This window comes from Vibrio misgurnus (assembly GCF_029635775.1).
GTDB classification, from domain to species: Bacteria; Pseudomonadota; Gammaproteobacteria; order Enterobacterales; family Vibrionaceae; genus Vibrio; species Vibrio chanodichtyis.
Genome location: NZ_CP113241.1, coordinates 2,466,554 through 2,483,391, shown reverse-complemented (window position 1 = coordinate 2,483,391; position 16,838 = coordinate 2,466,554). Strand labels below are relative to the sequence as shown.

Sequence of the window (16,838 nt, the reverse complement as noted above, 5' to 3'; positions counted from 1 at the left end):
GATTCCCTCACTCAAAAATCAACGATCGGTAAAGAGGGTAGATTCTACCTGTTGATAACTCAGATCGCCAGCGCTGGATCGATGATCCAGTGAATAAGATCTAAGTTATTCACATTGTTTTCGGGTAAATCGGTGAGATCCTCACACATTTTACTCGCACTACTCACATAATGATCCACATTGCTTAGGATCCTAACGAGTTATCCCCACTTTTCTATTCCTGTTCGATTGTTGTTAATAACTGACTATTTATTGGTTTGATCGCGAAATTCTGCCTCTATTATATTGCGTGAACTGAACCCTAAATCGCTTTATTACATTTGGATCCGTTAAGGATCCTTGAGATTTTACCGTTTGTCCGTATAATCGGCCGACCGCAAATAAAGCGGCAACCAGAATGAATTCGCTTATAGCGTCAGTTCAGACTGGGGAAAGCCAATCATTGACAGCTTTTGTGACAGTGATTACAATTCCGCCTCTTTGTTGAGAGGCGTCGGCGTCTTCAGTGAAGACCTAAATGCCCACGCCGGGTTAACTAAGAACCTAAAACTACTGATCAGTAAAGGTAACAACATGTCTAAACGCACTTTTCAACCTTCAGTTCTGAAGCGCAAGCGTAATCACGGTTTCCGTGCTCGCATGGCGACTGCGAACGGTCGTAAAGTTCTGAATGCACGTCGTGCAAAAGGCCGTAAGCGCCTGTCAAAATAATTCCGAATTATTTTGAGTACGTACGCATTCAATCGGGAGTTACGTCTGTTAACTCCCGAACATTATCAAACAGTCTTCCAGCAAGCTCACAGTGCTGGTTCACCTCATCTCACGATTATCGCTCGCACTAATTCTCTTGCTCATCCACGTTTGGGACTTGCGGTTCCGAAAAAGCAGATTAAAACTGCTGTAGGCCGTAACCGATTCAAACGGATATGTCGGGAAAGCTTTCGTTTACATCAAAATCAGCTACCTAATAAAGATTTTGTTGTCATTGCGAAAAAGAGCGCGCAAGATTTGAGCAATGAACAACTGTTTAATTTGCTTGATAAACTATGGCAACGCCTCTCTCGCCCTTCTCGTGGTTAGCCATTGGTATTGTAAAACTCTACCAGTGGTTCATTAGCCCTCTTATCGGCCCACGCTGTCGATTCACTCCGACTTGCTCTACCTATGCGATAGAAGCGTTGCGAGCTCACGGTTTTATAAAAGGATGTTGGTTATCCACTCAACGTCTATTAAAATGCCACCCTTTGCATGAAGGGGGTTTTGACCCCGTTCCTCCAGTTCAAAAACAAGACAGAGATAAATAACGATGGATTCTCAACGTAATATCTTGTTAATCGCTCTGGCGTTAGTTTCTTTCCTGCTATTCCAACAATGGCAAGCAGAGAAGAACCCGCTACCACAAGCGACACAGCAGGCTCAATCCACTGGCGCAGCTTCTGCTCCTTCATATTCAGATGAGTTAGATCCAGCGCCTAACCAGAATGTCGCGGCACAGGCAAAGATCATTACCGTGACCAATGACGTACTAACTCTGTCTATTGATACGCTTGGCGGCGATATCGTCAATGCACAGTTGAATAAATATACTCAAGAGCTTGATGAACCTGAATATTTTGTGCTGCTAGAAAGCGGCCAAGGGCATCAGTTTGTAGCACAGAGTGGTTTAGTTGGCCCGCAAGGGATTGATGTCACCAGCAATAACCGCCCTGCTTACCAAATCAGTGCCGATAGCTTTACCTTGGCCGAAGGTCAAGATGAGCTACGCATTCCAATGACTTACCAAGCCAATGGTATTGATTACACCAAAACCTTCATCCTTAAGCGTGGCAGTTATGCGGTGGATGTGGTGTTTGATGTCGCAAACCACTCTGGTAACCCTGCCAGTTTAGGTATGTATGCTCATTTGCGCCAAAATCTGCTTGATTCTGGTGGTAACTTAGCGATGCCAACTTACCGTGGTGGTGCCTACTCGACCAGCGATGTGCGTTATAAGAAATACAGCTTTGACGATATGAAAGATCGCAATCTGAGCGCACCGAATAATGTCTCGGTTAACTGGGTCGCGATGATCCAGCACTACTTTGCTGCCGCTTGGATCCCACGTGATGAGCCACAAGCTCAACTCTATTCACGCGTGATTAATAATTTAGGCGACATGGGGATCCGCACACCAAACAAAACCATTGCCGATGGTGAGCAGGTTGAGTTTAAAGCCAGTCTATGGGTGGGTCCAAAGCTACAAGACCAAATGGCCGCCGTTGCGCCTAACTTAGACTTAGTGGTTGACTACGGTTGGCTGTGGTTTATTGCCAAACCACTGCACTGGTTACTGTCGGTGATCCAAAGCTTTGTCAGCAACTGGGGCGTGGCGATTATCTGTCTCACCTTTATTGTGCGTGGTGCGATGTACCCACTGACCAAAGCCCAATACACTTCGATGGCCAAAATGCGTATGCTGCAACCTAAACTGCAAGCGATGCGTGAGCGAATTGGTGATGATCGCCAACGCATGAGCCAAGAGATGATGGAGCTGTACAAGAAAGAGAAGGTTAACCCACTCGGTGGCTGCCTACCTATCCTTCTACAAATGCCGATTTTCATCGCGCTATACTGGGCATTAATGGAATCGGTTGAGCTGCGCCATTCACCTTTCTTTGGCTGGATTCATGACTTATCAGCGCAAGATCCTTACTACATCTTGCCACTGCTGATGGGTGCAAGTATGTTCGTGATCCAAAAAATGAGCCCAACCACGATCACCGACCCAATGCAGCAGAAGATCATGACCTTCATGCCTGTGATGTTCACCTTCTTCTTCCTGTGGTTCCCATCAGGTCTGGTACTGTACTGGCTGGTATCCAACATCGTAACGCTGATCCAGCAAACGCTGATTTATAAAGCGTTGGAGAAGAAAGGCTTACACACCAAGTAAGTTTGATTAACTAATAAAGAGGCGGCCAAAAGGTCGCCTTTTTGTTGAGCGCTGATTACAATAACGCTAATTCACTCCGGTTTAGGTAACACTATGACAACAGATACCATTGTCGCGCAAGCTACGGCCCCTGGCCGTGGTGGGGTCGGCATTATTCGAGTATCAGGCCCACTGGCAGCCCACGTAGCACAAACCGTAACTGGGCGCACCCTGCGCCCGCGTTACGCCGAATACTTACCATTTATTGATCAGCATGGCCAACAACTCGATCAGGGCATCGCACTCTTTTTCCCAAACCCTCATTCGTTCACTGGTGAAGATGTATTGGAACTGCAAGGTCATGGCGGCCCAGTGGTGATGGATATGCTGATCCGACGGATTTTGCAGATTAATGGGGTGCGTCCAGCCCGACCAGGAGAATTCTCCGAGCGCGCTTTCCTTAACGATAAACTGGATTTAACCCAAGCCGAAGCAATTGCCGACTTGATTGATGCCAGCTCAGAGCAAGCCGCAAAATCCGCGCTGCAATCGCTACAAGGAGAGTTTTCCAAACGGATCCATAAACTGGTTGAATCACTGATCCACTTACGAATTTATGTTGAAGCCGCTATCGACTTCCCTGAGGAAGAGATCGATTTTCTCGCCGATGGTAAAGTTTCCGCCGATCTACAAACCATCATCGATAACTTGGCAGCTGTTCGTCGTGAAGCAAATCAAGGGGCGATTATGCGCGAAGGCATGAAGGTGGTGATTGCCGGTCGCCCGAATGCCGGTAAATCCAGCCTACTCAACGCGCTGTCAGGTAAGGAATCCGCTATCGTCACTGATATTGCCGGAACCACCCGCGATGTTCTGCGTGAACATATCCATATTGATGGAATGCCGCTGCACATTATCGACACGGCTGGACTCCGCGATGCGGCGGATGCGGTAGAAAAGATTGGTATTGAACGTGCCTGGCAAGAAATCCAACAAGCTGATCGCGTACTGTTTATGGTCGATGGCACTACCACACAAGCCAGTACTCCCGAAGATATTTGGCCTGAGTTTGTCGATAAGCTACCGGAGAATATTGGCATCACCGTGATCCGTAATAAAGCCGATCAAACCGGTGAACCACTTGGGATCTGCCATGTCAATCAACCGACCTTGATCCGTCTATCCGCCAAAACCGGTCAGGGCGTGGATGCGCTACGCGAACACCTCAAACAGTGCATGGGTTTTGCGGGTAACCAAGAAGGCGGCTTTATGGCTCGTCGTCGCCATCTGGATGCTCTCGAACGCGCCGCTGAGCATTTAGAGATTGGCCAACAGCAATTAGAAGGCTTTATGGCGGGTGAGATACTGGCTGAAGAGCTACGAATCACCCAACAGCACCTCAATGAGATTACCGGTGAGTTCAGTTCTGATGATCTATTGGGGCGTATTTTTTCATCATTCTGTATTGGTAAATAGAGTAACGCTATGATTCATATCATTACCGGTAGCACCCTCGGTGGTGCGGAATATGTAGGGGACCACCTCAGCGATCTTCTACAGCAACAGGGATTTGAAACGCAAATTCATAATCAGCCAAGCTTGAATAATATCCCTACCACAGGCACTTGGCTGCTGATCACCTCAACTCATGGTGCCGGGGCATACCCCGATAACATTCAGCCATTTATTCAAGCATTGCAGGATACCCCACCTAATACCGCTGCCCTGCGCTATGCCGTGGTAGCGATTGGTGACTCCAGCTATGATACCTTCTGTGCTGCCGGTAAACATGCTTACCAACTACTGAGTGACATTGGCGCGAAGCCCCTAGCCAACTACTTTAGTATCGATATTCAACAGCACTCAGTACCAGAAGATGCTGCTGAGGCTTGGCTCAAGCGGGTGATCAATCGTTTTTAAACCATCAATATTCGATCATGAGCGGCGAAAGCCGCTCTTTTTTTAGCTGCTATTGATGCTCTGTGGATAACAGCTCAATCTAAAAATGGTTGAATTGCTGATATTTCATCCAAAACAATTGTGGATAAATCTATTATTATCCGGTGATCTTCCTATAGTTATCCATATAACAACTTAATCACCCCCAAGGCACTGTGTATAACCAAGCATTTTGATCCCAGCTAATCCTTGAGTAGATCAATGCTTGATCACACGATATGATCCTCTCAATCCGAATGATCTTGTTGATCATTTTTCACTTATCCACAAAGATCCTCTTGCTTAATAATAGATCTAATAAAAAGATCTCTATAAAGATCTTTATATATATTAATTAGCAATCAGGATTGGAAAAAATGGGAAAGCGATTTTCTAGCCACACGAAAGAGGTTAGAATACGTCTCTTTTGCTAACCCTAGTTACAATGAATACCTGAGGTCGTTCATGCTTTATCACGAAACATTTGATGTCATCGTCGTTGGTGGCGGTCACGCAGGAACGGAAGCCGCTCTCGCTGCAGCACGTACAGGACAACGTACATTATTGCTGACCCATAATATTGATACTTTAGGCCAAATGTCCTGTAATCCAGCGATCGGCGGGATCGGCAAAGGACATTTAGTCAAAGAAGTCGATGCGATGGGTGGTTTGATGGCACAAGCCATCGATCACGCAGGTATTCAATTTCGTACCTTAAACGCTTCTAAAGGTCCCGCAGTACGCGCAACACGCGCACAAGCAGATCGCGCACTTTATAAAGCGTATGTACGTAATGTGTTAGAAAACACCCCGAATCTCACCCTATTCCAACAAGCGGTGGATGATGTGATCGTTGAACAAGATCATATCCGCGGCGTAGTGACGCAAATGGGTCTTAAGTTCCATGCCAAAGCGGTGGTATTAACCGTTGGAACTTTCTTAGGTGGTAAGATCCACATTGGTCTTGAAAATTATGCTGGAGGTCGAGCCGGGGATCCTGCCTCGATCACTTTGGCACATCGTTTGCGCGAACTTCCATTGCGGATCGATCGTTTAAAAACGGGCACCCCACCACGAATTGATGCCAACAGTGTCGACTTTTCTGTGTTAGAGGCGCAACACGGTGATAACCCAACGCCGGTATTTTCCTTTATCGGCCAACGTGAGCAGCACCCACGGCAAATCCCTTGTTATATCACCTATACCAATGAACGCACCCATGATGTGATCCGTGCCAACCTTGATCGTAGCCCAATGTATGCTGGGATCATTGAAGGGATCGGACCACGTTACTGTCCGTCAATTGAAGATAAAGTGATGCGTTTTGCCGATAAAAACAGTCACCAGATCTTTATCGAGCCTGAAGGGTTAAGCACCACTGAGTTGTACCCAAATGGGATTTCCACCAGCTTACCCTTTGATGTACAAGTGCAAATTGTCCGTTCAATGAAAGGGTTTGAGAACGCACACATTGTGCGTCCGGGTTATGCAATTGAATACGATTTCTTTGACCCACGTGATTTGAAACAGACCTATGAAAGCAAATTTATTCATGGTTTGTTCTTTGCGGGGCAAATCAATGGCACCACAGGTTATGAAGAAGCGGCCGCGCAAGGCTTAATGGCTGGTCTGAATGCCAGTTTGTACAGTCAAGACAAAGAGGGCTGGAGCCCACGTCGTGATCAAGCTTATATGGGGGTATTGATTGACGACCTCTCGACCATTGGCACTAAAGAGCCGTACCGCATGTTCACTTCGCGTGCCGAATATCGTTTGCTGCTGCGTGAAGATAACGCCGATCTGCGTTTGACCGAAAAAGCCCGTGAGTTAGGCTTGGTCGATGATCAACGTTGGGCGCGTTTTAACCAAAAAGTTGAACAGATGGCCCAAGAACGTCAACGTTTACAACAAACTTGGATCAATCCCACTTCGGTCGGCGTTGAACAGCTTAACGCACTATTGAAAACCCCAATCTCACGTGAAGCCAGTGGTGAAGATTTATTGCGCCGCCCTGAGATGAATTATGATCTGCTCACCACGCTGGCCGCTTTTGGTCCTGCGTTGCAAGATGCTGAAGCGGCAGAACAGGTTGAAATTCAAGTCAAATATGAGGGTTACATCCAGCGTCAGCAGGATGAGATTGAAAAATCACAGCGCCATGAACACACTAAATTGCCCGTCGATTTGGATTACCAGCAAGTGAAAGGGTTATCGAACGAAGTGGTGCTCAAACTCAATACGGCTAAACCGGAGACCATCGGCATTGCTTCGCGGATCTCCGGTATTACGCCTGCAGCGATTTCGATTTTATTGGTACACCTGAAAAAGCATGGTCTACTGAAAAAGGGAGACGCGGCGTAATGAATCAATTACGAATCAAACTCGATGCTTTGATCGCCCAAACCGATTTATTGGTGACAGAACAGCAGCGCGAACAGTTGGTTGGTTATGTACAACTGCTTGATAAATGGAATAAAGCTTATAATCTGACCTCAGTTCGCGATCCGATTGAAATGTTGGTCAAACACATTCTCGATAGTTTGGTGGTCAGTCCACATCTGGTTGGTGAGCGTTTTATTGACGTGGGTACCGGCCCTGGATTGCCAGGGATCCCACTGGCGATCATGCATCCGGATAAACAATTTGTGTTGCTGGATAGCCTGGGTAAACGGATCCGTTTTCTCAAACAGGTGATCCATGAGTTAAAGATCAGTAATGTGCTGCCAGTGCAGAGTCGAGTCGAAGAGTTTGATCCTGAGCAAGGCTTTGATGGAGTATTAAGTCGAGCCTTTGCCTCGATGACCGATATGGTTAATTGGTGTCAACATTTACCTAAATCGGGTGGTGGTTTGTTTCTGGCGTTGAAAGGCGTGCGGCCGGATGATGAAATTACCCAGCTTCCCGAGTGGTGTTGTGTGATCGATATCAAAGCTTTGCAAGTTCCTGAGTTAGAAGGTGAGCGTCATCTTGTAATCTTAGCGCGCAAGGAATAATAGCGAGGCATACCGTGGGTAAAATCGTAGCAATCGCCAATCAAAAAGGCGGAGTAGGGAAAACGACAACGTGTATCAATCTAGCGGCGTCAATGGCAGCCACCAAACGCAAAGTATTGGTGGTGGATCTTGATCCACAAGGCAATGCCACGATGGCCAGCGGGGTTGATAAGTATCAAGTTGAATCCACGGCCTATGAGCTGTTAGTCGAAGATGCCCCTTTTGAGCAAGTGGTGTGTCATAAAACCACCGGCCATTATGATTTGATTGCCGCCAATGGTGATGTGACTGCCGCTGAAATCAAGTTGATGGAAGTGTTCGCCCGCGAGGTACGCTTAAAAAATGCACTTTCTGCAGTGCGTGATAACTATGATTTCATCTTTATTGATTGTCCGCCGTCTTTAAACCTCCTTACAATTAACGCAATGGCAGCCGCTGATTCGGTGCTGGTTCCTATGCAGTGTGAGTATTTCGCTCTGGAAGGCTTAACCGCGTTAATGGATACCATCAGCAAACTCGCCGCGGTAGTGAACGATAACCTCAAAATTGAAGGTATCTTGCGTACTATGTACGACCCGCGTAATCGACTCGCCAATGAAGTCTCCGATCAACTGAAAAAGCACTTTGGTAGCAAAGTCTATCGTACGGTTATTCCACGTAACGTTCGTTTGGCTGAAGCGCCAAGCCATGGCAAACCGGCGATGTATTATGATAAGCAATCGGCGGGGGCCAAAGCTTATCTGGCTTTGGCAGGTGAAATGTTACGTCGTGAAGAAGTGCCCGCATAACACAACAATAGGAATCGGTTTGGATGACGAAACGTGGTTTAGGAAAAGGGTTGGATGCACTACTGGCTACCAGCTCATTGGCGCGGGAAAAGCAGCACACAGCTTCAATCAGCCAGTCAATGTCGAATGAAGGTGAGTTGGCCGATCTCTCTGTGGCTAATTTGCAACCCGGTGTCTACCAACCGCGTAAAGATCTTTCCCCACAAGCGCTGGAAGAGTTAGCCGCCTCGATTCAATCGCAAGGGATCATTCAACCGATCGTGGTGCGTCAATTGGTCTCTGGTGGCTATGAAATTATTGCTGGTGAACGACGTTGGCGTGCGGCTAAGCAGGCAGGGTTAAAACAAGTACCTTGTTTGATTAAACAAGTTGATGATCGCGCCGCGATCGCAATGGCTTTGATTGAAAATATTCAGCGCGAAGATCTGAATGTGATGGAAGAGGCGCAAGCTTTAGAGCGTTTACAGCATGAGTTTAGTTTGACTCATCAACAAGTGGCTGAAGTGATTGGTAAATCTCGCACTACCGTCACCAATTTACTGCGCTTGAATCAGTTAAGTGATGAGGTCAAGCAGTTGTTGGCCAGCAAGCAATTGGAAATGGGTCATGCCCGTGCGCTACTGATGCTCAGTGGCGATCAACAAGGTGAAATTGCCCACGCGGTGGCAAAGAAACAGTTGAGTGTTCGTCAAACTGAACAACTGGTCAAAAAATGTTTAGCGGATCCTGTTGTCGTAAAAAATGGCGTAGAGGATTTAGAAATACAACAATTGTCACAAAATTTAAGTAAGAAATTAGCCGCAAAAGTCTCTATAGTGAGATCTGTGAACGGTAAATCTAAAGTGACAATCAGTTTTGATGAACCTCATCAATTGCAGTTACTAATTAGTAAGCTACAGAATTAAGTTGAGATAATTGATAGTTATCAATTATGCAAAACCCCGTTGTTTACGTGAAAGTTGTCGGATTGTATGCATAATTGTAACTGTTGGCGGTGTGTTGATTGCTGGCAGTTACTGCAGCCGTATAATTTTCGCCGATTTCTCAGTTCTAGAGGTCGTTTGAACTGGGGGAATTACTTGAGGTAAGAATACATGGTAGCTGTGCTAGCAAGGCAAGGACGAGAGCTTGCAAAGCGATTGTTGTTGATCCAGTTAAGTGCAGTTATGGTTATGGCAATCGTATTTGCAGTGGTTGTTAATGGTGCTTGGGGGCTTTCTGCGTTAGTGGGTGGCGGTATTTTTGTCGTTGCCAATGCCGTTTTTGCGTATTGTGCTTTTCTGTTTGCAGGAGCGCGAGCGTTAAAAATGGTCGCCATTTCGTTTTATACCGGCGAAGCGCTGAAAATTTTGATCACCATAGTGCTGTTTTCGGTTGTCTACGTGTATATGCAGTTGGAACTTGTTCCACTGAAGCTAACCTATTTGCTGGCTCTAGGGATTAATATCTGTGCGCCAGTGCTATTCATTAACAACAAAAAATAGGATGAGTTATGGCTGCGCCAGGTGAAGCGCTCACATCTTCCAGTTATATCACTCACCACCTAACTAACCTTTCAACCTATAAGTTTGGGTTAGTGGCGGAAGAGTCGAGTTTCTGGAATGTACACATTGATAGCCTGTTCTTCTCTGTTTTGACTGGACTGATATTCCTTGGAATATTTCGTGCAGTAGCCAGAAAAGCGACAACGGGTGTTCCGGGTAAGCTGCAGTGTGCGGTTGAGATGGTGGTAGAGTTCGTTGATAAAAACGTCAAAGATACTTTCCATGGTCGCAATCCACTGATAGCGCCTTTGGCACTGACTATCTTTTGTTGGGTATTTTTAATGAACTTGATGGACTTAGTACCCATCGATTTCTTACCTTACCCTGCAGAGCATTGGCTTGGTATCCCTTACCTAAAAGTGGTACCTTCTGCTGATGTGAATATCACTATGGCTATGGCTCTAGGCGTATTTGCTTTGATGATTTACTACAGCATCAAAGTAAAAGGCTTGGGCGGGTTTGCAAAAGAGTTAGCACTACATCCGTTTAATCACTGGATCATGATCCCATTCAACTTACTGATTGAAGTTGTTTCGCTACTAGCGAAGCCTCTATCACTTGGTATGCGTCTGTTTGGTAACATGTTTGCCGGTGAAGTGGTGTTTATTCTTTGTGCAGCTATGCTGCCATGGTACTTGCAATGGATGGGATCCCTACCTTGGGCTATCTTCCATATCTTGGTTATTTTGATCCAATCGTTTGTATTTATGATGTTGACCATCGTGTACATGTCGATGGCTCATGAAGATAACGATCATTAATTGAAATTGTAATACCCATTGAATCTTTGGAGAAATTAGATGGAAACTGTATTGAGCTTCTCTGCAATCGCTGTAGCTATTATTGTTGGTCTATGTGCGGTTGGTACTGCGATTGGCTTTGCTGTATTGGGCGGAAAGTTTTTGGAAGGCGCTGCGCGTCAACCTGAAATGGCTCCGATGCTGCAAGTTAAGATGTTTATCATCGCAGGTCTGCTGGACGCGGTTCCAATGATCGGTATCGTAATTGCTCTGCTATTCACATTCGCAAACCCATTTGTTGGTCAGCTAGCTGGTTAATCAAGCCTTGCCTTGATAAATCGTTTCGATTTGTCGTTGATTAACACTAAGTCCATTTTAGGGGGTAGCTGTTGTGAATATGAACGCAACTCTGCTAGGTCAAGCTCTTGCCTTTGGTATGTTTGTCTGGTTCTGCATGAAATATGTCTGGCCACCGATCATCAAAGCGATTGAAGATCGTCAGAAGAAAATTGCTGATGGTTTGCAAGCCGCTGAGCGAGCAAAGAAAGATCTAGATCTAGCACAAGCCAATGCTTCTGATCAGTTAAAAGAAGCAAAACGCACAGCAACTGAGCTCATTGAGCAAGCGAATAAGCGTAAAGCACAAATTATTGATGAAGCTCGTGGGGAAGCTCAGGCTGAACGCCAGAAAATCCTTACTCAAGCTGAAGCAGAGATTGAAGCTGAGCGTAACCGTGCTCGTGATGAGCTGCGTAAGCAGGTTGCAACTCTGGCAATTGCTGGTGCGGAGAAAATTCTTGAACGTGCCATCGATAAAGAGGCGCACCAAGATATTCTCGACAACATTACTGCAAAACTTTAATGGAGGGGGCTCATGTCTGATTTGATTACAATCGCACGCCCCTACGCTAAAGCAGCCTTTGATTTTGCGGTGGAAAAACAGCAGCTGAGCCATTGGGATCAGATGCTGGCTTTCGCCGCTGAAGTCGCAAAAAACGCACAAATGCATGAACTGTTAACCAGTTCCGGATCGGCCACCAAGTTGGCGGAGATGTTTATTGCAGTTTGTGGCGAACAGCTTGATGACCATGGTCAAAACCTGATTAAGGTAATGGCAGAAAATGGACGTCTGTTGGCGATTCCTGCGCTTTATGAGCATTTTTTGGTGCTAAAGCAGGAACATGAGAAACAAGTGGATGTGGATGTGATTTCCGCCACCGAACTCAGTGAACAACAGCGTTCAGATATTGGCAGCAAGCTTGAGCAGCGTTTAGAGCGCAAAGTTCAGCTGAATTGCAGTGTAGATGAGACTCTGCTTGGCGGAGTTATTATTCGAGCCGGAGACTTAGTCATCGATAACTCAGCACGCGGACGTTTGAAGCGTCTGAGCGATGCATTGCAGTCTTGATGGGGATTGGAGCATGCAACTTAATTCCACGGAAATTAGCGATCTGATCAAACAACGTATTGAATCTTTCCACGTTGTGAGTGAAGCGCGTAACGAAGGTACTATCGTGTCAGTTAGCGATGGTATTATTCGTATTCACGGCCTTGCGGATGTTATGCAAGGCGAAATGATTGAATTACCAGGCAACCGTTATGCACTGGCACTTAACCTTGAACGTGATTCGGTTGGTGCGGTGGTGATGGGGCCATACGCTGACCTGCGTGAAGGTATGAAAGTCACGGGTACTGGCCGTATTTTGGAAGTGCCAGTCGGTCCAGAACTGCTCGGTCGAGTCGTGAACACCCTTGGTGAACCGATTGACGGTAAAGGCCCACTCGGTGCCAGCTTGACTTCACCAGTGGAAGTGATCGCACCGGGTGTTATCGATCGTAAGTCGGTCGATCAACCAGTACAGACTGGTTATAAATCCGTCGACTCGATGATCCCAATCGGCCGTGGCCAGCGTGAGCTGATCATCGGTGACCGTCAAACCGGTAAAACCGCGTTGGCGATTGATGCGATCATCAACCAGAAAGATTCGGGTATTTACTCAATCTATGTCGCGATCGGCCAGAAAGCATCAACCATTGCCAACGTGGTGCGTAAACTGGAAGAGCACGGCGCACTGAAAAACACCATTGTAGTGGTGGCTTCAGCGTCAGAATCAGCGGCACTGCAATACCTCGCACCTTACTCAGGTTGTGCGATGGGTGAATACTTCCGCGATCGCGGTGAAGATGCACTGATTGTCTACGATGACCTGTCTAAACAAGCGGTCGCTTACCGTCAAATTTCACTGTTGCTGCGTCGTCCACCAGGCCGCGAAGCTTTCCCTGGCGACGTATTCTACCTCCACTCTCGTCTACTTGAGCGTGCTGCTCGTGTTAACGAAGCTTATGTAGAGCGTTTCACCAATGGCGAAGTGAAAGGTAAGACCGGTTCGCTGACAGCGCTACCGATTATCGAAACTCAAGCGGGTGACGTATCGGCTTTCGTACCAACCAACGTAATTTCGATTACCGATGGTCAGATCTTCCTGCAAACTGAGCTATTCAACTCGGGCGTACGTCCAGCGGTTGACCCTGGTATCTCTGTTTCGCGGGTGGGTGGTGCTGCGCAAACTAAGATCATTAAGAAACTGTCTGGTGGTATTCGTACTGCTCTGGCGGCTTATCGCGAACTTGCGGCATTTGCTCAGTTCTCTTCTGATTTGGATGAAGCGACCAAGCGTCAGCTGACTCATGGTCAGAAAGTGACTGAACTGATGAAGCAGAAACAGTACGCGCCAATGTCTGTGTTTGATCAGGCGCTGGTGATCTTTGCCGCTGAACGTGGCTATCTCACCGATGTTGAGCTGAATAAAGTGCTCGATTTCGAAGCGGCTCTACTATCGTATGCTCGTGCTCATTACGCTGAATTGGCAGCGCAAATTGACAAGACAGGTGCTTATAACGACGACATCGAAGCTCAGTTAAAGAAACTGGTTGACGATTTCAAAGCAACCCAAACTTGGTAATGAGGTCGGTGGCAGTGTTACCACTGCCACCAACTAATGGAGAGTAACGATGGCCGGCGCAAAAGAGATACGTACTAAAATCGGGAGTGTAAAAAGCACTCAGAAGATTACCAAAGCGATGGAGATGGTGGCTGCTTCAAAAATGCGTCGTTCACAGGACGCCATGGAGTCATCACGCCCCTATGCGCAAACGATACGTAAAGTGATCGGTCATGTCGCCAGCGCAAGTCTAGAGTATCGTCATCCATATCTAGAAGAGCGTGAAGCGAAGCGAGTGGGTTACATCATTATTTCGACAGATCGTGGCTTGTGTGGTGGCTTGAATATTAACTTATTCAAAAAAGCCATCACTAGTATGCAAGACTGGAAAGAAAAGGGTGCTGAGATTGAGCTAGCGATTATCGGCTCAAAAGCGACCGCCTTTTTCAACAATAGTGGCGCTAAAGTCGCTGCACAGGTTTCTGGCTTAGGCGATAGCCCAAGTTTGGAAGATCTGATTGGTTCGGTCGGCGTGATGCTGAAGAAATACGATAAAGGGGAATTAGATCGCCTTTATCTGGTGTTCAATCAGTTTGTGAACACCATGGTGCAACAACCCAAGATCGATCAATTGCTACCTTTGCCAAAATCGGACAGCGCAGAGATGCAGCGCGATCACATGTGGGATTACATCTACGAACCAGAACCTAAGCCTCTATTAGATGCGCTGTTACTGCGCTTTATTGAGTCTCAGGTTTATCAAGGGGTAGTAGAAAATCTAGCGTGTGAGCAAGCAGCCCGAATGGTGGCAATGAAAGCTGCTACCGATAACGCGAGCAACCTGATTGATGATTTACAACTTGTGTATAACAAAGCCCGTCAGGCGGCGATTACACAAGAATTGACGGAAATCGTAGGCGGCGCGGCTGCGGTTTAAGCTTAGGTAAAACTAACAGTTTAGAGGATTAACGATGGCTACAGGTAAGATCGTACAGATCATCGGTGCAGTAGTCGACGTAGAGTTCCCACAGAGCGAAGTACCTAGTGTTTATGATGCTCTGAATGTTGTGGATTCCAACGAACGTCTGGTTCTGGAAGTTCAACAGCAATTAGGCGGTGGCGTGATTCGCGCTATCGTGATGGGTAGCTCGGATGGTTTACGTCGTGGAATGACAGTACAAAACACTGGCGCTCCAATTTCAGTACCAGTAGGTACTAAAACCCTAGGTCGTATCATGAACGTGCTTGGTGATGCGATTGACGAACGTGGAGAGATTGGTGCAGAAGAGGTGTATTCAATTCACCGTCCAGCGCCAAGTTATGAAGAGCAGTCAAGTGCTACCGAACTTTTGGAAACTGGGGTTAAGGTTATCGACCTGATCTGTCCGTTTGCGAAAGGCGGTAAAATTGGTCTGTTTGGTGGTGCGGGTGTTGGTAAAACCGTTAACATGATGGAGCTTATCAACAACATCGCACTGCAACACTCTGGTTTGTCGGTATTTGCAGGGGTTGGTGAGCGTACTCGTGAGGGTAACGACTTCTACCATGAAATGCAGGAAGCCGGTGTAGTTAACATTGAACAACCAGAGCTGTCAAAAGTAGCGATGGTGTATGGTCAGATGAACGAGCCACCAGGCAACCGTCTACGCGTGGCGTTGACCGGTTTGACCATGGCAGAACGCTTCCGTGATGAAGGTCGTGACGTACTGCTGTTTATTGACAACATCTACCGTTATACCCTAGCGGGAACCGAAGTTTCGGCTCTGCTTGGCCGTATGCCTTCAGCGGTTGGTTATCAGCCAACGCTGGCGGAAGAGATGGGTGTGCTGCAAGAACGTATCACTTCAACCAATAAAGGTTCGATCACGTCAGTACAAGCGGTATACGTACCTGCGGATGACTTGACTGATCCATCACCGGCCACCACGTTTGCGCACTTAGATGCAACCGTAGTTCTGAACCGTAACATCGCTGCTATGGGTCTATACCCAGCGATCGACCCATTGGATTCGACTTCACGTCAATTAGATCCATTAGTGGTTGGTCAAGAGCACTACGATGTAGCGCGTGGCGTGCAAGCCACTCTGCAGCGTTATAAAGAGCTGAAAGACATCATCGCGATTCTGGGTATGGACGAACTGTCTGAAGCGGACAAGCAAGTTGTTGCTCGTGCGCGTAAGATTGAGCGTTTCTTAACTCAGCCTTATCACGTAGCAGAAGTCTTCACCGGTGCACCGGGTATGTATGTATCCCTAAAAGAAACCTTACGTGGTTTCAAAGGGTTGCTGGCGGGTGACTACGATGACATTCCAGAGCAAGCGTTTATGTACTGCGGTACTATCGACGATGCGATTGAGAATGCGAAGAAGCTATAAGGCTGACTAGGAGGCGATATGGCAGCAATAACCTTTCATCTGGACGTGGTAAGCGCAGAGAAAAAATTGTTCTCTGGCTTAGTGGAAACGTTTCAGGTGACCGGTAGCGAAGGTGAGCTGGGTATTTTCCACGGCCATGCACCGCTGCTGACCGCTATCACGCCTGGAATGGTGCGTATTGTGAAACTGCACGGCCACGAAGAGTACATTTATGTCTCGGGTGGTATTGTTGAAGTTCAGCCAGGCACAGCAACTGTGTTGGCTGACACGGCAATTCGTGGAGAAGACCTAGACGCAGCTAAGGCTGAAGAAGCCAAACGTCGTGCGGAAGAGCGAATTCTTAACCAGCATGGCGATATGGACTTTGCACAAGCGGCCAGTGAACTGGCTAAAGCCATCGCGCAGCTTCGTGTGATTGAATTGACCAAAAAGCGTCGTTAATCATGCAGATAAGCTGATCAAAAGCCTGACGGATGTCAGGCTTTTTTGTTGCGATTAAATCATACCTCACCCATAACAACCGGTTGCTATCGAGTTATTGAGTGATTAATCATTTATATAGGCACTGCTGAATAAAAATGATCACTCTTCTTATTTTCGAGATAGC

General features: G+C 46.9%; 19 protein-coding genes. All 19 read left to right on the top strand.

Translation table 11 applies throughout. From position 1 onward, the window contains the following. Positions 1–573: 573 nt before the first annotated feature. A complete protein-coding gene (rpmH, locus tag OOK74_RS11435) occupies positions 574–711 on the top strand; it encodes a 50S ribosomal protein L34 (RefSeq protein WP_166013995.1) in 138 nt (45 codons plus the stop codon). 45 nt (positions 712–756) lie between these two features. Next, positions 757–1,080, top strand: a complete 324-nt coding sequence (gene rnpA, locus OOK74_RS11430) for a ribonuclease P protein component (protein WP_240911933.1) — start codon at positions 757–759, stop codon at positions 1,078–1,080. After that, the gene (gene yidD, locus OOK74_RS11425; protein WP_166013997.1) at positions 1,047–1,304 is read left to right on the top strand and encodes a membrane protein insertion efficiency factor YidD; all 258 of its coding nucleotides are present in this window, start codon (positions 1,047–1,049) and stop codon (positions 1,302–1,304) included. The genes rnpA and yidD overlap by 34 nt, the downstream gene beginning before the upstream one ends. 2 nt (positions 1,305–1,306) lie before the next feature. Then, positions 1,307–2,932, top strand: a complete 1,626-nt coding sequence (yidC, locus tag OOK74_RS11420; protein WP_277207635.1) for a membrane protein insertase YidC — start codon at positions 1,307–1,309, stop codon at positions 2,930–2,932. A 93-nt stretch (positions 2,933–3,025) separates the two neighbouring features. Continuing rightward, positions 3,026–4,387 carry a tRNA uridine-5-carboxymethylaminomethyl(34) synthesis GTPase MnmE gene (gene mnmE, locus OOK74_RS11415; protein ID WP_277207637.1) on the top strand — a complete coding sequence of 454 codons (1,362 nt, stop codon included), beginning with the start codon at positions 3,026–3,028 and terminating at the stop codon, positions 4,385–4,387. 9 nt (positions 4,388–4,396) lie between these two features. Beyond that, positions 4,397–4,831 (top strand): FMN-binding protein MioC, encoded by a 435-nt coding sequence (gene mioC / locus OOK74_RS11410; RefSeq protein ID WP_278182832.1) that lies wholly within the window; start codon positions 4,397–4,399, stop codon positions 4,829–4,831. A gap of 483 nt (positions 4,832–5,314) precedes the next feature. Next, on the top strand, positions 5,315–7,210 hold the full coding sequence (gene mnmG, locus OOK74_RS11405; protein WP_278182831.1) for a tRNA uridine-5-carboxymethylaminomethyl(34) synthesis enzyme MnmG: 1,896 nt from the start codon (positions 5,315–5,317) through the stop codon (positions 7,208–7,210). Continuing rightward, a complete protein-coding gene (rsmG, locus tag OOK74_RS11400; RefSeq protein ID WP_278182830.1) occupies positions 7,210–7,842 on the top strand; it encodes a 16S rRNA (guanine(527)-N(7))-methyltransferase RsmG in 633 nt (210 codons plus the stop codon). Before mnmG ends, rsmG begins: the two co-directional genes overlap by 1 nt. A 14-nt stretch (positions 7,843–7,856) precedes the next feature. Next, positions 7,857–8,630 (top strand): ParA family protein, encoded by a 774-nt coding sequence (locus tag OOK74_RS11395; RefSeq protein WP_166014003.1) that lies wholly within the window; start codon positions 7,857–7,859, stop codon positions 8,628–8,630. A 23-nt stretch (positions 8,631–8,653) separates the two neighbouring features. Beyond that, positions 8,654–9,535 (top strand): ParB/RepB/Spo0J family partition protein, encoded by an 882-nt coding sequence (locus OOK74_RS11390; RefSeq protein WP_277208266.1) that lies wholly within the window; start codon positions 8,654–8,656, stop codon positions 9,533–9,535. A gap of 189 nt (positions 9,536–9,724) precedes the next feature. Then, a complete protein-coding gene (locus tag OOK74_RS11385) occupies positions 9,725–10,114 on the top strand; it encodes a F0F1 ATP synthase subunit I (protein ID WP_166014005.1) in 390 nt (129 codons plus the stop codon). Between the two features lie 8 nt (positions 10,115–10,122). Beyond that, the gene (atpB, locus tag OOK74_RS11380; protein ID WP_166014006.1) at positions 10,123–10,935 is read left to right on the top strand and encodes a F0F1 ATP synthase subunit A; all 813 of its coding nucleotides are present in this window, start codon (positions 10,123–10,125) and stop codon (positions 10,933–10,935) included. A gap of 39 nt (positions 10,936–10,974) precedes the next feature. Next, the gene (gene atpE / locus OOK74_RS11375) at positions 10,975–11,232 is read left to right on the top strand and encodes a F0F1 ATP synthase subunit C (RefSeq protein ID WP_000450922.1); all 258 of its coding nucleotides are present in this window, start codon (positions 10,975–10,977) and stop codon (positions 11,230–11,232) included. A 73-nt stretch (positions 11,233–11,305) separates the two neighbouring features. Then, a complete protein-coding gene (gene atpF, locus OOK74_RS11370; RefSeq protein WP_166014007.1) occupies positions 11,306–11,776 on the top strand; it encodes a F0F1 ATP synthase subunit B in 471 nt (156 codons plus the stop codon). 12 nt (positions 11,777–11,788) lie between these two features. Beyond that, positions 11,789–12,322, top strand: coding sequence for a F0F1 ATP synthase subunit delta (atpH, locus tag OOK74_RS11365; protein WP_274723424.1), 534 nt, complete (start codon positions 11,789–11,791; stop codon positions 12,320–12,322). 13 nt (positions 12,323–12,335) lie between these two features. Beyond that, positions 12,336–13,877, top strand: a complete 1,542-nt coding sequence (gene atpA / locus OOK74_RS11360) for a F0F1 ATP synthase subunit alpha (protein ID WP_278182829.1) — start codon at positions 12,336–12,338, stop codon at positions 13,875–13,877. Positions 13,878–13,926: 49 nt separating this feature from the next. Continuing rightward, a complete protein-coding gene (gene atpG, locus OOK74_RS11355; protein ID WP_274723423.1) occupies positions 13,927–14,793 on the top strand; it encodes a F0F1 ATP synthase subunit gamma in 867 nt (288 codons plus the stop codon). Between the two features lie 34 nt (positions 14,794–14,827). Next, complete coding sequence (gene atpD, locus OOK74_RS11350; RefSeq protein WP_166014011.1) at positions 14,828–16,231, top strand: F0F1 ATP synthase subunit beta; 1,404 nt, start codon at positions 14,828–14,830, stop codon at positions 16,229–16,231. Positions 16,232–16,249: 18 nt separating this feature from the next. After that, positions 16,250–16,672, top strand: coding sequence for a F0F1 ATP synthase subunit epsilon (locus OOK74_RS11345; protein WP_274723422.1), 423 nt, complete (start codon positions 16,250–16,252; stop codon positions 16,670–16,672). Positions 16,673–16,838: the final 166 nt, after the last annotated feature.

What these genes read in the sequence shown, in the direction of transcription:
- rpmH (WP_166013995.1), top strand. Translation starts at nt 574, where the DNA reads ATGTCTAAACGCACTTTTCAACCTTCAGTTCTGAAGCGCAAGCGTAAT.
- yidD (WP_166013997.1), top strand. Translation starts at nt 1,047, where the DNA reads ATGGCAACGCCTCTCTCGCCCTTCTCGTGGTTAGCCATTGGTATTGTA.
- yidC (WP_277207635.1), top strand. Translation starts at nt 1,307, where the DNA reads ATGGATTCTCAACGTAATATCTTGTTAATCGCTCTGGCGTTAGTTTCT.
- mnmE (WP_277207637.1), top strand. Translation starts at nt 3,026, where the DNA reads ATGACAACAGATACCATTGTCGCGCAAGCTACGGCCCCTGGCCGTGGT.
- mioC (WP_278182832.1), top strand. Translation starts at nt 4,397, where the DNA reads ATGATTCATATCATTACCGGTAGCACCCTCGGTGGTGCGGAATATGTA.
- mnmG (WP_278182831.1), top strand. Translation starts at nt 5,315, where the DNA reads ATGCTTTATCACGAAACATTTGATGTCATCGTCGTTGGTGGCGGTCAC.
- rsmG (WP_278182830.1), top strand. Translation starts at nt 7,210, where the DNA reads ATGAATCAATTACGAATCAAACTCGATGCTTTGATCGCCCAAACCGAT.
- OOK74_RS11390 (WP_277208266.1), top strand. Translation starts at nt 8,654, where the DNA reads ATGACGAAACGTGGTTTAGGAAAAGGGTTGGATGCACTACTGGCTACC.
- OOK74_RS11385 (WP_166014005.1), top strand. Translation starts at nt 9,725, where the DNA reads ATGGTAGCTGTGCTAGCAAGGCAAGGACGAGAGCTTGCAAAGCGATTG.
- atpB (WP_166014006.1), top strand. Translation starts at nt 10,123, where the DNA reads ATGGCTGCGCCAGGTGAAGCGCTCACATCTTCCAGTTATATCACTCAC.
- atpE (WP_000450922.1), top strand. Translation starts at nt 10,975, where the DNA reads ATGGAAACTGTATTGAGCTTCTCTGCAATCGCTGTAGCTATTATTGTT.
- atpH (WP_274723424.1), top strand. Translation starts at nt 11,789, where the DNA reads ATGTCTGATTTGATTACAATCGCACGCCCCTACGCTAAAGCAGCCTTT.
- atpA (WP_278182829.1), top strand. Translation starts at nt 12,336, where the DNA reads ATGCAACTTAATTCCACGGAAATTAGCGATCTGATCAAACAACGTATT.
- atpG (WP_274723423.1), top strand. Translation starts at nt 13,927, where the DNA reads ATGGCCGGCGCAAAAGAGATACGTACTAAAATCGGGAGTGTAAAAAGC.
- atpD (WP_166014011.1), top strand. Translation starts at nt 14,828, where the DNA reads ATGGCTACAGGTAAGATCGTACAGATCATCGGTGCAGTAGTCGACGTA.
- OOK74_RS11345 (WP_274723422.1), top strand. Translation starts at nt 16,250, where the DNA reads ATGGCAGCAATAACCTTTCATCTGGACGTGGTAAGCGCAGAGAAAAAA.